Source organism: Dellaglioa sp. CoH-56-MRSF-13, from assembly GCF_056782095.1.
Genome location: NZ_JBXAYC010000001.1, coordinates 133852 through 147286 on the forward strand (window position 1 = coordinate 133852; position 13435 = coordinate 147286).

Here is a 13435-nt window from a genome sequence, read left to right on the forward strand (position 1 = left end):
AAGTGAGTCATACTCTATTCTCAATATAGGGTATGATTCACTTTTTTAATTATTATTTATGTGACTCTTCTGTAAAAATAGCTTTAACAATATCATTAGCTGTGCGTAAACTAACATCATTTACAAAAGGTCTTGGACTTGCAGCTGTTAGCCAATGAACACCATCAGTCGGAACACCCCAGAAGTATAAACCAGGTTGCGGTGTCTTATGCTCATCTAGTAATAAATTGCTGACAGGGTCAACGTTGACTGCGCCATCTATAACAGAATCACCTTTAGTTGGATTTAAAATTAAAGGATTGGCGATTTTTGTATCGAGTAACTGTTTTATTAAAGGACTTGTTGCTGTTGTCGCATGAACAGCAGGAACGCGTGCTTCAATTAGAGTTGTTGCTAAGTAGCGTTGATCTGGTTGGTTTGCACTATATGTTTCAAATTGATGATCTTTAGTATCGACGACCATTCCAGGTTCTAATAGTGTAACAACATCAGCTTCAACGAGTGCCCGTAATTGTTCAACTCTAATGGTAGGAGGCCCGATTGTTAAAAAGTTATTTAATGAATTAAACCAGCCTAAGAAGTTAGTTAAATAGTCATCATCTGTTAAGAGACGGTTATCAATTAATTGTCTAACCGGAAGACGTAAGTCACGTAAAACCTCAAGAGCACTGGTCAATGGTCCGGTCTTAGTACCTAATTTTGCATCTACTGCATCTTTTTGTAAATGGTCTAACATAACGGCTTTGAAATCTTCATTAGGTTTTTTAGTCATTGGATTTCCTAGATGATCCCAATTAAAGCGATCTTCTTCAAGAATAATTGATCGCTCAACGGTTACTTTAGGATCTTTTAAGAAAGCTAATTGGAATTTTGTTAAATCGATTTTTGGATAATTCTGTGCGACAAGTAATGAATAATATTGATATTCAACGTCATGACTTAATAAGGTCCAAAATTCATTGAAAGAAACGGTACCATTTTCCATGAAAACTGCCATTTTAGCCGCCGTTAAAAAATGAGCTTGAGTTTCTTCGCCGGGTGATTTTTGATTATCCCCTTTGGCATGATAAGGCCATCCACGACGCGAACCTGCCACAATGTGAGGTTCGTTACCGTTTGCTTGATATTGTAGTTGCCCGTTCTCTAATCGCTTAAATAGACCACCACGGCCTACAGTCAAACGGGTCACTAAATCAAAGAAGCTAAGACCTAAGCCACGTAAAATAACAGTATCTTCGTGCGTGATATGATCTAGTTTTGTTTCATTTGGAAAGCCTGGTAAAACATAAGTTAACTTGTTTTCTGTAGCGAATGTATCAAATCTTTTTTGTCCGACAGATAATTCATTTTCAAGATTACCTAAAGACATTACGACATAGTCAACGATGCTAACTGAAGGTAAGGCGGTTGTGATTTCAAATTGATCAGCTTTTTTTGAAATTTGTGTAACCGTACTTTTATTCAAATTAATTGTGATATTGTTAGAGGCACGTTTAAGTAATTCAGCGTAGTACCATTGGATATAAACACCAAAAAGTGCTCTTGTTGCATAATCGTTTGGATGTAAATCTTTAATTTCAGTTAAAAAATCCGCTGAATAATTATTTATTTCGATAAAATCATGAGCATCAGATTGAGCCCATTCGAAAATGTTTGGTCCTGGGATAACTGGACCAATAGATTGGACGCTTGTTCCATAGAATAAACTAATTTGTTGAGCTGCGGTATTCATGATTAATTCGTGTGGTTGAGTTGGTGACCATACGCGCCCACCAACACCATATGGATCATATAAATCAATAGTAAGTGGTGAATTTGAAGGATCTGCTTGTTGCCAAGCAATGAGTCGTTCAAGTGTAATCAGACCTCGTGGTCCGGCACCAATAATGGCTAAATGCATAAAAGTAATCTCCCTTGTCTTATAAAAACTAATTTCATTATAAACTTTAAAACAGAAAAAATCGCTTGATAACGTCTTTAATAGTAAAAATTAATCGTATATTCTTGTTAACTTCTGATAATTTAGTATACTTAATTTGAAAGAATATTTTAAGTACAATCTGAAAGAAGGATTTGATGAAAAAACCAATGTCACTATTGGATAGGGTACTGTTCGCTGGATTAATATTTGCCGGCGGGGGATTTGATGCGTATACCTATATCGTACATGATGGTGTTTTCGCTGGTATGCAAACCGGAAATTTAATTATATTAGGTATTGATATGGGCCAAATGAAATGGGGGGCCATATTCGATCATCTGATTCCAATTTTTGCTTTTATGATTGGTATTATTATAACTAGAAATCTGCAACATCGATTTAAAGAAGAAGATTCAATTAATAAACGACAACGATTTGTTATCGGTATTGAGACGATCCTTTTAATTATTGTTGCATTTATTCCAAGAAATTGGCCAGCACAGTTATCTACAGGAATCATTTCAATGGTTGCAGCAGCTCAACTTCAAGAATTTAGACAAATCAACGGAGGACCTTTTACGTCATTTATGATGACGGGTAATTTGAGGACAATGGCTGAAAGTTTTTATGACGGAATTGTTAAAGGTAATATAATCGCAATGGCTAAAGGTTGGCGGATGTTGGGTGTCGTCTTAGCATTTCTTTTTGGCGCAATTTCTATGGGTGCTATGGTACCGATAATGGGAACTAAAACGATATTATTAGCTGCATTTTTCTTGTTATGTTCATTGATTGGGCTACAATTAAATCCAGAAAAAAGATTATAAAATAAAGGGGTTAAGACAATGACAGAAATTAAAAAGAATCCAAAAGTTGATTTACACTTAGAAAAAGCAACACAATGGAAAGAAGAAATGACACAGTTAAGAGAACTTGCACTCGAAACGGGACTGACTGAAGAATTTAAATGGGGCAAACCTTGTTATACACTAAATGGTAAAAATATTGTCTTAATTCAAGGATTTAAAGAGTATATGGCATTACTTTTCTTAAAAGGAACTCTGATTGATGATGGTAAGGGTATTTTAGTTCCAACGGGCGAACATACTGAGGTTGGTCGCCAAATTAGATTTCATAGCTTAAAAGATGTTACTGATTTAAAAGTAGAGATAAGTGATTACATTCAACAAGCAATTAATGCAGAAAAGGCTGGGTTAAAGGTTCCTAAGGGTAAACCAACTGAATTAGTGTTGCCAGTGGAATTCCAGAAAAAAATGAATGAAATGCCAGAATTGGAAGAATTTTTTGAAACGTTAACGCTTGGACGTCAAAAAACGTATGCACGTTATTTTGCAGATGCTAAAAAAACAGAAACGCGTGAGGCTAGAATTATTAAATATATTCCGAAAATTCTTGATGGTAAAGGACTTAACGATTAGACAGCAAAACAGCGACCAGATTTTATCTGATCGCTGTTTTTTTAATTATATTAATCTAATTTCTTTTTTAATTCTGTAACGATTTCAGCATGTTTAGCTTCAGTCAATTTAATTTTTGACATAAAGATAAGAGCAGCAACAATTATTAAGGCCATTGGAACGAAGAACATGTACATTCTGAATTGTAGTAAACCACTGTTTGTAATATCGCTTGGTTTAGCACTACCTGTCATACCAGCTTGGATTGCGGCAAAACCAACAACACCATTAGCGAAGGCACCAGCTAATTTATCCAACAAAGGACGAACTGCTAAAGTAACAGATTCATTACGTGTTCCACTCTTTAATTGACCGTATTCAACACTATCCGTAATTGTCATCAATGCTGCTAAGAAAACAAGTGGATATGGGAAGAAGAATAAGCCAACAGCAATTAAGACAACAACAAGGTTAGTACCAGCAAATAGGAAGAGAATGTAACCCAATAGCATGACAGCGATTCCGCCAAGGTAGATAGCACGACGATGAACCAATGCAACTAAAGTTGGGAACAATGAAACTGAAATAATTCCTAAGACTGCTGTTAGAACACCAACAGTAGTAAATGCAGCTGCACTACCTAAAACATAATTGAAGTAGTAAATCAAAAGTGAATTTGTAATAACATAACTAAAAGCGAAAAGGAAATATGATAATGATAACCACATTAACTGATCATTTTTACCGATAACTTTGAAAACATCACGGAAACGAACTTTTTCAGTATTTTCACGAATTGCATTTTTTTCAATCTTAGTTCCTAAAATAGTTGCTAAAGCACCTAAGAATGAAACCAAACCGATAACAATAGCAAAACCTAACCAACCTGCTTTTGTTTGTGTATTACCAGTTGTACCTGAGAACATTTTTGAAAAGAAGACAACGATTGGGACGATAACGATAATAACACCTTGAGCACCTAATGTTGAACCAAAACGAGCAATTGTTCCAAATTTAGTCCGTTTTTCTGATTCGACACTTAGAGCTGGTAACATTGACCAGAATGAAATATCTTTAAATGAATAGAAACTATCTAGAATGATATAAACAATGGCAAAAAGAATTAAGTAAAGATAAGGATTGCTTGTAGCTAAACCACCAAAATCAGTGAAAATAAGGATTAATCCAATTGAACTGACAATTGAACCGATTAGTAACCATGGTTTAAAGTTCCCCCAACGAGTACGAGTATTATCAATAACGCCACCAATTAAAGGATCAAAAAAGATCTCAACAATTCGAATAACAACCATCATAGTTGTGACGTAACCAATCATTTTAGCGTTGAAACCAGCATCCTTTGTAACGAATAATTGACTTGTAATAAAAATCATAAAATAAGTGCTAAGTGTTGCATAAAAGGCATCATGTCCAAATGCACCAAAGGCATATGAAGCATATTGTTTAAAATCTTTAGAATTTTTCATTAGTTTAATTCCTTTCGAGTGTAGTTAAAATTAGTTATATCTGTGTTCGATAATCTTATCTAAAATTGCTTGACGTTGTTTTTCTTTAGCAGAACCTAATTGGTTTTCTTCTAAAGAATTAAAATCATTAACTAACAAAACTGATTCAAGGTATAACGTCAATTGACGTTTAATATATATCTTGTTATCTTCATTTGTTTGCTTAGGATTTCCGGCAATAATTGCAGCTGCAAATCGTTCGGCATCAATCGTTAATTTATTTGTATCCATTCTAATGACCTCTTCCTATATAATAGATTTTTGGTAAAAGAAATTGTTATTCATAATAGCAAAACATAAAAATAATAAACGTGAAAACGCATTCTTTTAGTTAACAACTACATTTTACTAAACTTTTACTAAAATGTAAACGTTTTATTTTAGATGTATATTATTTAGACTAAAGTAACTTTTTAGTACCCTTACGTATTTATTGTAGAAAGAATTTATATGAGTTTAGAATCTAATAAATAAAAGTTATGCTTAATTGATATAATTAGAAAGCAAGTCATATCGGTCACGATAATTTTATACAGCGAAGTAGTGTGTCGCTAATAATCTATAACTTTAAAGTGAAATATGATTACTTTAGAAGGGGGGAATTAAAAAACATGATTAATGGTAGGTACCAATGTTGAAAATACAAATGATTTAATAATAGTTAATATAAAAATAACTATTGACAAAGAGTTTTAAAAATAATATATTATGTATGTGGTAGTAACCACTTGGGGGAAAAGTAATGTTAAACGGTAATTATGAGCGTCCACTCTATGATCAATTAGTAGATACGCTAAAAGAAGAAATTGAAAAGAATCTAAAGGTGAATGATAAATTACCGTCTGAACGTGATTTATCTATTGCTTACGATATGAGTCGTACGACTGTCCGAACAGCACTAAATGAGTTAGAACTAATGGGTTATGTATATCGCCAACATGGTAAAGGAACATTTGTGTCGAATATCGCTAAAATTAAGACTGATTTAGGGGGAACGTTTAGTTTTACAGAACAAATGGTTTCCCTTGATAAAGAACCGAGTAGTAAAATAATTAGCTTTGATGTTATTAGTGCTAATGAGTTTATTGCTCAAGGTTTAAAAGTTGAAGTTGGTACCAAGGTAATTAAATTAAAACGATTAAGACTTGCATCAGATGAACCAATGATGTTAGAGAGAACTTACTTACCGTATGCTAAATTTCCCTCTTTAACTGTGGAGACATTAAATAAGCAAGCGATGTATGTCATTTTTTTAGATGATTATAACCAGATTGTAAAAACGGCTGATGAATCTTTAACAGCAGGTGTTATGGCAGGCAATGATGCAACTTTATTAAATTTTTATGAAGGTGCACCTGTTCTTAAATTAGAGCGAACGACGTATAACACAAAAAATGAAGTAATTGAATTTACGTTGAGTATTGCGAGGGGTGATAAATTTACTTATCATATTCGACACAATAAATAAGGGAGGATAATTATATGATTGGTATGGTAGTAGCTGGACATGGGAACTTTGCAACTGGAATGGGATCAAATATTGAACTTATTGCCGGACAACAAGAAAATTTTATTCTTTGTGATTTTATACAAGGAATGACCGCGGAAGATTTAAGCGGCGACTATATGAAAGCGCTTAACAAATTAAACGGCTTAGATGGAATAGTTTTCTTTACTGATATTCCTGGAGGAACACCATTTAATGAAGCAGTTAAAATAAAATTACTGCATAATAATGTAAGCGTTTTAACAGGATCGAATATACCGATGTTATTAGATATGTTATTTAACCGGGATTTGAACATGAGCGCGTTTATGGAGAAAGCACTGGATGCTGGTAAAAAAGGTATTATGCAATTTGAAACAAAAAAAAGAGTAGAAATAGATGATAATGGCATCTAAAGGAGAGCTTAATATGTTTGAGAAGAATGAAAAAGAGTTGGAAATAATGGGCGCAAATATTACAACAGGTGAAATTAAACAACAACCTGAACTTTGGACTGAGGCATTTAATAATTTTAGTGAAAAGTCAGACGAAATAAAGACATTTTTAAAATCAGTTAAATCTACCTCGAACGGGTTGATTCGGGTCATTTTTACAGGAGCAGGAACATCCGCTTATGTTGGTGATACTGTAACACCATACTTAAGTAACCACGGGGATCGTGCAAATTATCAGTTTGAAAGTATTCCAACAACCGATATCGTATCTGCACCATATGATTATTTAGTACCAGATGCTACGACTATTTTAGTTTCGTTTGCTAGGAGTGGTAATAGTCCTGAAAGTGTTGCCGCTGTTGAAATTTCAAGAAAAATAATTAAAAATTTATATCAAATTACAATTACTTGTGCTCCGGAAGGGAAACTTGCTGTTGGTACAAAAGATGACGAACGTAATTTGTTATTGATGATGCCTGCGCTGTCTAATGATAAGGGATTTGCAATGACTGGATCATACAGTTGTATGTCACTCTCAGCGTTATTAATTTTTGATACAACACGTAAGGATATTAAAGAAAAATATGTTGAGACTATTATTGCAATGGGTCATGAAGTGATTAAACGTGAAGCTGAAATAAAAGCTGTTATTGATATGGAATTTGATCGGGTTGTCTATCTTGGGTCCGGAAGTTTATCGGGATTAACAAGAGAGGCACAGTTGAAAATTCTTGAACTAACGGCAGGTAAGCTAACAACAATGTTTGATTCTTCAATGGGGTTCCGACATGGACCTAAATCGTTCGTCAACGAGAAAACATTAGTTTTTGTATTTGTTAACAATCAAGAATATACACGTCAATACGATATTGATATTTTAGAAGAAGTGAGTGGAGATAAAATTGCCGCTAAAGTAATTGGGATTGATATTGAGGGACAGAATAACTTTAGTGGTGATCGTTTCACATTTGAATCAGGAGATGCCCTTTTACCAGAAGGATATCTGGCTCTTGCTGATGTTATGTATGCGCAAACTATTTCATTATTAAGTTCAGTAAAAGTGGGAAACACACCAGATACACCTTCACCAAGCGGTACCGTAAATCGTGTAGTTAAAGGTGTAACTTTACATGCCTATAAATAAAAATTTCAAGGAGGAATTTATTATGACAACACCAAACATTTTACTTGCAAGAATTGATAACAGACTTGTTCATGGACAGGTTGGTATGACATGGGTTAATACGATTGACGCTAATCTAGTTGTAGTTGCGAATGATGAGGTTTCTAAAGATGATGTACAGCAAAGTTTAATGGAGATGGTTATTCCTGAAACTGTTGGAATCCGCTTTTTCGATATTAAAAAAACGATTCGTATTATTGGTAAAGCCTCGGATAAACAAAAAATATTATTAGTTGTTCGTACGCCAGAAGACATGGCTAAAATTATTGAAGGAGGTGTCCCAATTAAGAAAGTAAATATTGGTAATTTACATTTTTCAGAAGGGAAGAAACAATTATCGGCAACTATCTCAGTCGATGATACCGATGTTCAAGCATTCAATAAAATGCATGATTTGGGTGTTGAACTAGAGGTTCAAGGTATTCCGAATGAAAAGGCATCAGATATGATGCGCTTACTGAAAGAATATTAAAAACGTAAATATAATAATAAAAAGGAGGAAATTTATATGTTAGTACAAGCGTTATTAATTGGACTATGGGCTGGTATTGCCGGTATCGATATGTATAGTGGTTTAACACATATTCATAGACCAATCGTTACTGGTGCAGTAGTTGGTCTAATATTAGGAGATTTTCAAACCGGCTTAATTGTTGGTGGTACATTAGAATTAGTTTGGGCTGGAATGGTTCCACTTGCTGGAGCACAGCCACCTAATGTTGTTATTGGTGGAATTATGGGAACCGCATTTGCAATTATTGCTCATCAAACACCAACATTAGCAGTTGGTATTGCCGTACCATTTGCAGTTGCCGTACAAGGTTTAGTTACATTACTATTTACAGCTTACTCACCAGTTATGCATAAAATGGATGAATACGCGATGGAAGGTAATGATAAGAAAATTGATCGATTGAACTACATGGGTCCGCTAATCTTGTTTGTTTTCTACTTCATTATGGCGTTCTTACCAATCTTCCTCGGTGCAAGTAAAGCGCAAGGAATGGTTGAAGCCGTTCCTGCATGGATCTTAACAGGATTAAGTACGGCCGGTGGTATTATGCCAGCTGTTGGATTTGCCATGTTGTTAAAAATTATGTGGAAGACAGCGTACGCACCATTCTTCGCAATTGGATTTGTTGTTGCAGCATATGGTAACTTACCAATCTTAGGAGTCGCAATCATTGGTATTTCAATCGCTGCTTATGATTTCTTTATTGGTGGAGCAAAATCTGATAATGGTGGAAAAAAAGTAGCAACCGTAACAGTTAATGAAGAGGAGGACTATAGTGATGGCATCTAAAAAGAAATTTGATCGCAATGATGTTGTGATCCCAGATACTTATAACGATCCTACTGTTGAAAAGGTAATTACAAAAAAAGATTTAAACAAAATGGTTTGGCGTTCACTACTTTTACAGGCTTCATTTAATTATGAACGTATGCAAGGTGGTGGGTGGACTTATAGTTTAATTCCTGGATTGAAAAAAATTCATAAAGATAAAGAAGATTTCTCATATGCAATGCTTGATCATTTACAATTTTTTAATACACATCCATTTTTAGTAACATTTGTTCAAGGTGTTATTTTAGCAATGGAAGAAAATAAAGAAAATAGATCAACTATTCGTGGTATCAAAGTAGCAATGATGGGACCTTTAGGTGGTATTGGGGATGCGATGTTCTGGTTAACGTTGCTACCTATTACAGCCGGAGTTGGGGTTTCATTATCAATGAATGGAAATCCACTTGGACCGATCTTATTCCTTGTTGTCTTTAATGCAGTGCATTTTGGGTTACTATTCTGGTTAATGAATTATGGGTATAGAACTGGTACTCGTGCTATTTCGAGTATGAAGGAAAATACAAAAAAAATATCACGTGCTGCGTCGATAGTTGGATTAACTGTTGTTGGAGCCTTGGTTGCAACATACGTTAACTTTAAATTTGGTGTTGTGATTCATGCTGGGAAAATTGATATTGATTTACAAAAAGGTGTTATTGATAAAGTGATGCCGGCATTATTACCGCTTCTTTATACATTCTTCTGTTACTGGATGTTGAAAAAAGGTAAATCTCCATTGATGTTGATTGGGCTCACAGTAGTTGTTGGCTTAGTAGGTGCATTCTTCAAGTTATTCTAGAAGAGGCCTGCGGAACTAGACTATGGATAATGGGCTAGTTTCTTTTTAACAAAAATAATATAGGAGGCATTACTGGTGGAAATATATTATATTCATGCAGATAAGTTTTTCTTGAAAAACACGGTTGAAAATGAAGGGTACTTGGCAATTATTGATGGTAAATTTGGTGATTATCAACAAGAAAAACCTGATGGTGATATCAAAGAATATACGGGTAAATGGATTGCACCAGGGCTTGTAGATACACATGTCCATGGTTTAAAGGGATATGATGTGATGGATAACGATTTTGAGGGCGCAAAAATGATGTCTGAAGGTTTATTAGAATGTGGCGTTACTTCATTTCTGCCGACAACATTGACGGCAGCTCCAGAAACGTTGAACGAAGTTATTTCTGACTTTGGTAAGCGTCATGGTGAAGTACGTGGTGCAAAAATACAGGGTATCTTTTTTGAGGGTCCATTTTTTACTGAAAAACACAAAGGTGCGCAAAATCCTAAATACTTTTTAGATCCAAGTATAGATATTTTTGAGCATTGGCAAAAATTAGCGCATGGACTTATTCGAAAAATTGCGATTGCACCTGAGCGAAAGGGTGTTAAAGAATTTACTGAGGCCTTAACTAAACAAGGGGTCAAAGTAGCATTGGGGCATAGTGATGCTACGTTTGATCAAGCTAAATCTGCAGTAGAATCTGGTGCATCTATTTTCGTTCATACGTATAACGGAATGAGCCCACTTAATCATAGAGAGCCAGGGATGGTTGGCGCAGCAATGTCATTAAGTAGTGTCTATGATGAACTAATTTGTGATGGTCAACATGTTAATCCGGCATCTGCTAAAATTTTAATTAACGTTAAAGGAGCAGACCACATTGTATTAGTAACTGATTGTATGCGTGCTGGTGCAATGCCTGATGGAAATTATACATTAGGTGAGTTCCCAGTTGTTGTTAAAGATGGCGCCGCAAGGTTAGAGTCAGGAAGTTTAGCTGGTAGTGTCTTAAAATTAATGGAAGCAGTTAAAAATGTTGTTGATTGGAATATTTCTACTCCTGAAGAAGCAATCCAAATGGCTAGTTATGTGCCCGCTAGAAGCGTTGGAATTGATGATAAGTGCGGAAGTATTGCGGCAGGTAGAGATGCTGACTTCATTGTTTTAGATCATGATTTAAATTTTGAGGAAACATATTTAAATGGTACTTTAAAATATAAAAAATGATATTAACTGATTCTTTATTAAGAGCTAGTCGGAGTAAACGGTATTTATGATTGTTAAGTTATTTTTAATTGGTATGTAAAAAATGAAATTTTAAAAACCTTTTCATATTCTTCAAAGATAGAATTATAAGTGGATGAGAGAAGTAAAAAAATAATAAAGGACGGAATAAAAATGACACCAAATAAATTGGCAGGACTTAAAGCACTTTCAAATGAAAAAGGCGTAATTGCAGCATTAGCAATTGATCAACGAGGATCTTTAAAAAAAATGTTGGCAGCAGCAGCAAATAAGCCAGCAAATGAAGAAGATATCGTTGAATTTAAAAAAGTAATTTCATCAGAATTAACACCATACGCTTCAGCAATATTACTTGATCCAGAATATGGTCTTCCAGCAGCAAAGGTCCGTAATGCAAGTACTGGATTACTAGTTGCATACGAAAAAACGGGTTATGATGTTACTACCCCAGGTCGCTTACCTGACTTATTACCAGATTGGTCAGTTCGTCGTCTTAAAGAAGAGGGCGCTGACGCTATTAAATTCTTACTTTATTATGATATAGACGAAAATGCTGAGATTAATAATATGAAACATGCATATATGGAGCGTCTTGGTTCAGAATGTGCTGCAGAAGATATGCCATTATTTTTAGAATTGGTTTCTTATGATGCAACTAATGACGATGTTAAAGGTTCAGAGTATGCTAAAGTAAAACCTCATAAAGTTATTGAAATGATGAAAGAATTTTCTAAACCTGAATATAAAGTAGATGTACTTAAAGTAGAAGTGCCAGTCAATATGGATTATGTGGAAGGGTTTAACGACGATAATGAGGTGGTATATTCTAAGACAGAAGCATTAGATATATTTAAAGAACAAAGTGATGCAACCAAATTACCATTTATTTTCTTAAGTGGTGGTGTATCGGCACAATTATTCCAAGATACTTTAGTATTTGCTCATGAAGCAAAATCAACATTTAATGGTGTACTTTGTGGACGTGCAACATGGAGCAAAGGTATCGAACCATTTGCTAAAGATGGTGAAGAAAAAGGTAAAGAATGGATGAACACAGTTGGTAAAAAGAATATTGAAGATTTAAATGTCGTTCTTGAAAGTACTGCTACATCGTGGTTTGATAAGGTATTAAAATAGTAAAATAAAGAGGCTAAACGTCATGTTTAGCCTCTTTATTTTTAATGATTTAGTAATGAAAAAAAGTAGAAGTGAAATAAATTTATTTGCTAGCTTTCTTTGTTCGAATTGCATAAGAATCTAAAAGTATACGGCTCATTACCTGTAATGGTAAACGAGATTTAACTTCAAATTCAGGGAAATATGAAATTTCAGATTTAAATCCGATAAACACGGAATCTGAATATTTAATAAGTGGACTTAATTTGTTGGTTGTTAATACAATAATATCGGCTCCATTTTTATACGTATTTTTAGCACCTTCAAGGAGTTCTGCAGTAGTTCCGTTCAATGAAATAATAATTAAAATATTATTATATGTAATCCTGTGACTAATTTGTTTAATAATATTGGGATCCGTAAAACTGACACAATTTTTATTTAATAATTCAAATTTTGTTAGCATTTCAATTGCAATTAATTCAGAAAAACCCCTTGAGAAAATGTATATTTTTTTTGAACGTTTAATTTTTTGAACTGTTTTTTCTATGGTATTAACGTCAAGCATACGTAGTGTGTTATTAAGTTCATGTTCATTCTTCATAATGACTTGTTGGATATCGTGATCCATATTCTGAATATTCTTATATTTTTTTTCTTTTTCTTTAGTAATTATAGATTGTTTAAAATCCATATAACCGCTGTAGCCTTTTTTTTTGAGCGTTCGTACGACTGTAGCGGTTGATACATGAGCTAAATCGCTAAGGTTGGTTATTGTTAATATCGGAATATCTTCTAGGTTATCTTGAATGACTTGCCAAAGAATCTTTTCGGAGTTACTAAGAGACATTACTGGTCACCTCACCTTGATTGTTTGTTTATTTTCAATTGTAGCATACAAAATCATATATTGAAAACCTTTTCATTTCTGTCAGATGTAGTATTGG

At 34.1% G+C, this 13435-nt stretch carries 14 protein-coding genes; 10 read left to right on the forward strand and 4 right to left on the reverse strand.

Annotated elements, in window-relative coordinates:
• Positions 1 to 52: 52 nt before the first annotated feature.
• The gene (locus AC1RP1_RS00650; protein ID WP_481761040.1) at positions 53 to 1900 is read right to left on the reverse strand and encodes an FAD/NAD(P)-binding protein; all 1848 of its coding nucleotides are present in this window, start codon (positions 1898 to 1900) and stop codon (positions 53 to 55) included.
• Between the two features lie 176 nt (positions 1901 to 2076).
• On the opposite strand from AC1RP1_RS00650, the gene AC1RP1_RS00655 reads away from it, so the two are divergent.
• Positions 2077 to 2748, forward strand: a complete 672-nt coding sequence (locus AC1RP1_RS00655; RefSeq protein ID WP_481761039.1) for a YoaK family protein — start codon at positions 2077 to 2079, stop codon at positions 2746 to 2748.
• A gap of 18 nt (positions 2749 to 2766) precedes the next feature.
• Complete coding sequence (locus tag AC1RP1_RS00660; RefSeq protein ID WP_481761038.1) at positions 2767 to 3360, forward strand: YdeI/OmpD-associated family protein; 594 nt, start codon at positions 2767 to 2769, stop codon at positions 3358 to 3360.
• A gap of 50 nt (positions 3361 to 3410) precedes the next feature.
• Here the strand turns inward: AC1RP1_RS00660 and AC1RP1_RS00665 are convergent, their stop codons facing one another.
• Together AC1RP1_RS00665 and AC1RP1_RS00670 are read right to left on the reverse strand one after the other, a co-directional pair.
• Positions 3411 to 4826 (reverse strand): glycoside-pentoside-hexuronide (GPH):cation symporter, encoded by a 1416-nt coding sequence (locus AC1RP1_RS00665; protein WP_481761037.1) that lies wholly within the window; start codon positions 4824 to 4826, stop codon positions 3411 to 3413.
• A 30-nt stretch (positions 4827 to 4856) separates the two neighbouring features.
• Positions 4857 to 5096 carry a hypothetical protein gene (locus tag AC1RP1_RS00670; protein WP_409021786.1) on the reverse strand — a complete coding sequence of 80 codons (240 nt, stop codon included), beginning with the start codon at positions 5094 to 5096 and terminating at the stop codon, positions 4857 to 4859.
• A gap of 511 nt (positions 5097 to 5607) precedes the next feature.
• Here AC1RP1_RS00670 and AC1RP1_RS00675 point away from each other — a divergent pair.
• The 8 genes from AC1RP1_RS00675 to lacD all read left to right on the forward strand — a co-directional run bounded on the left by AC1RP1_RS00675 (position 5608) and on the right by lacD (position 12509).
• On the forward strand, positions 5608 to 6333 hold the full coding sequence (locus AC1RP1_RS00675) for a GntR family transcriptional regulator (RefSeq protein ID WP_481761036.1): 726 nt from the start codon (positions 5608 to 5610) through the stop codon (positions 6331 to 6333).
• Between the two features lie 14 nt (positions 6334 to 6347).
• Positions 6348 to 6767: a PTS galactosamine/N-acetylgalactosamine transporter subunit IIA gene (gene agaF / locus AC1RP1_RS00680; RefSeq protein WP_481761035.1), complete on the forward strand. Its 420-nt coding sequence runs from the start codon at positions 6348 to 6350 to the stop codon at positions 6765 to 6767.
• 13 nt (positions 6768 to 6780) lie between these two features.
• Positions 6781 to 7950, forward strand: a complete 1170-nt coding sequence (locus tag AC1RP1_RS00685) for an AgaS family sugar isomerase (protein WP_481761034.1) — start codon at positions 6781 to 6783, stop codon at positions 7948 to 7950.
• Positions 7951 to 7972: 22 nt separating this feature from the next.
• The gene (agaV, locus tag AC1RP1_RS00690; protein ID WP_481761033.1) at positions 7973 to 8461 is read left to right on the forward strand and encodes a PTS N-acetylgalactosamine transporter subunit IIB; all 489 of its coding nucleotides are present in this window, start codon (positions 7973 to 7975) and stop codon (positions 8459 to 8461) included.
• 36 nt (positions 8462 to 8497) lie between these two features.
• Entirely contained in the window at positions 8498 to 9292 is a 795-nt protein-coding gene (gene agaW / locus AC1RP1_RS00695; RefSeq protein ID WP_481761032.1) for a PTS N-acetylgalactosamine transporter subunit IIC, read from the forward strand.
• The gene (locus tag AC1RP1_RS00700; RefSeq protein WP_481761031.1) at positions 9282 to 10133 is read left to right on the forward strand and encodes a PTS system mannose/fructose/sorbose family transporter subunit IID; all 852 of its coding nucleotides are present in this window, start codon (positions 9282 to 9284) and stop codon (positions 10131 to 10133) included. The genes agaW and AC1RP1_RS00700 overlap by 11 nt, the downstream gene beginning before the upstream one ends.
• A 75-nt stretch (positions 10134 to 10208) precedes the next feature.
• A complete protein-coding gene (nagA, locus tag AC1RP1_RS00705) occupies positions 10209 to 11354 on the forward strand; it encodes an N-acetylglucosamine-6-phosphate deacetylase (RefSeq protein WP_481761030.1) in 1146 nt (381 codons plus the stop codon).
• Between the two features lie 171 nt (positions 11355 to 11525).
• Complete coding sequence (gene lacD / locus AC1RP1_RS00710; protein ID WP_481761029.1) at positions 11526 to 12509, forward strand: tagatose-bisphosphate aldolase; 984 nt, start codon at positions 11526 to 11528, stop codon at positions 12507 to 12509.
• 82 nt (positions 12510 to 12591) lie between these two features.
• Here the strand turns inward: lacD and AC1RP1_RS00715 are convergent, their stop codons facing one another.
• Positions 12592 to 13338 (reverse strand): MurR/RpiR family transcriptional regulator, encoded by a 747-nt coding sequence (locus AC1RP1_RS00715; RefSeq protein ID WP_481761028.1) that lies wholly within the window; start codon positions 13336 to 13338, stop codon positions 12592 to 12594.
• Positions 13339 to 13435: the final 97 nt, after the last annotated feature.

Bases quoted from the DNA above. Each gene is read 5' to 3' on its own strand.
- AC1RP1_RS00675 (WP_481761036.1), top strand. From the start codon at position 5,608: ATGTTAAACGGTAATTATGAGCGTCCACTCTATGATCAATTAGTAGAT.
- AC1RP1_RS00650 (WP_481761040.1), bottom strand. From the start codon at position 1,900: ATGCATTTAGCCATTATTGGTGCCGGACCACGAGGTCTGATTACACTT.
- AC1RP1_RS00670 (WP_409021786.1), bottom strand. From the start codon at position 5,096: ATGGATACAAATAAATTAACGATTGATGCCGAACGATTTGCAGCTGCA.
- lacD (WP_481761029.1), top strand. From the start codon at position 11,526: ATGACACCAAATAAATTGGCAGGACTTAAAGCACTTTCAAATGAAAAA.
- AC1RP1_RS00665 (WP_481761037.1), bottom strand. From the start codon at position 4,826: ATGAAAAATTCTAAAGATTTTAAACAATATGCTTCATATGCCTTTGGT.
- agaV (WP_481761033.1), top strand. From the start codon at position 7,973: ATGACAACACCAAACATTTTACTTGCAAGAATTGATAACAGACTTGTT.
- AC1RP1_RS00700 (WP_481761031.1), top strand. From the start codon at position 9,282: ATGGCATCTAAAAAGAAATTTGATCGCAATGATGTTGTGATCCCAGAT.
- AC1RP1_RS00655 (WP_481761039.1), top strand. From the start codon at position 2,077: ATGAAAAAACCAATGTCACTATTGGATAGGGTACTGTTCGCTGGATTA.
- agaF (WP_481761035.1), top strand. From the start codon at position 6,348: ATGATTGGTATGGTAGTAGCTGGACATGGGAACTTTGCAACTGGAATG.
- AC1RP1_RS00715 (WP_481761028.1), bottom strand. From the start codon at position 13,338: ATGTCTCTTAGTAACTCCGAAAAGATTCTTTGGCAAGTCATTCAAGAT.
- AC1RP1_RS00660 (WP_481761038.1), top strand. From the start codon at position 2,767: ATGACAGAAATTAAAAAGAATCCAAAAGTTGATTTACACTTAGAAAAA.
- agaW (WP_481761032.1), top strand. From the start codon at position 8,498: ATGTTAGTACAAGCGTTATTAATTGGACTATGGGCTGGTATTGCCGGT.
- AC1RP1_RS00685 (WP_481761034.1), top strand. From the start codon at position 6,781: ATGTTTGAGAAGAATGAAAAAGAGTTGGAAATAATGGGCGCAAATATT.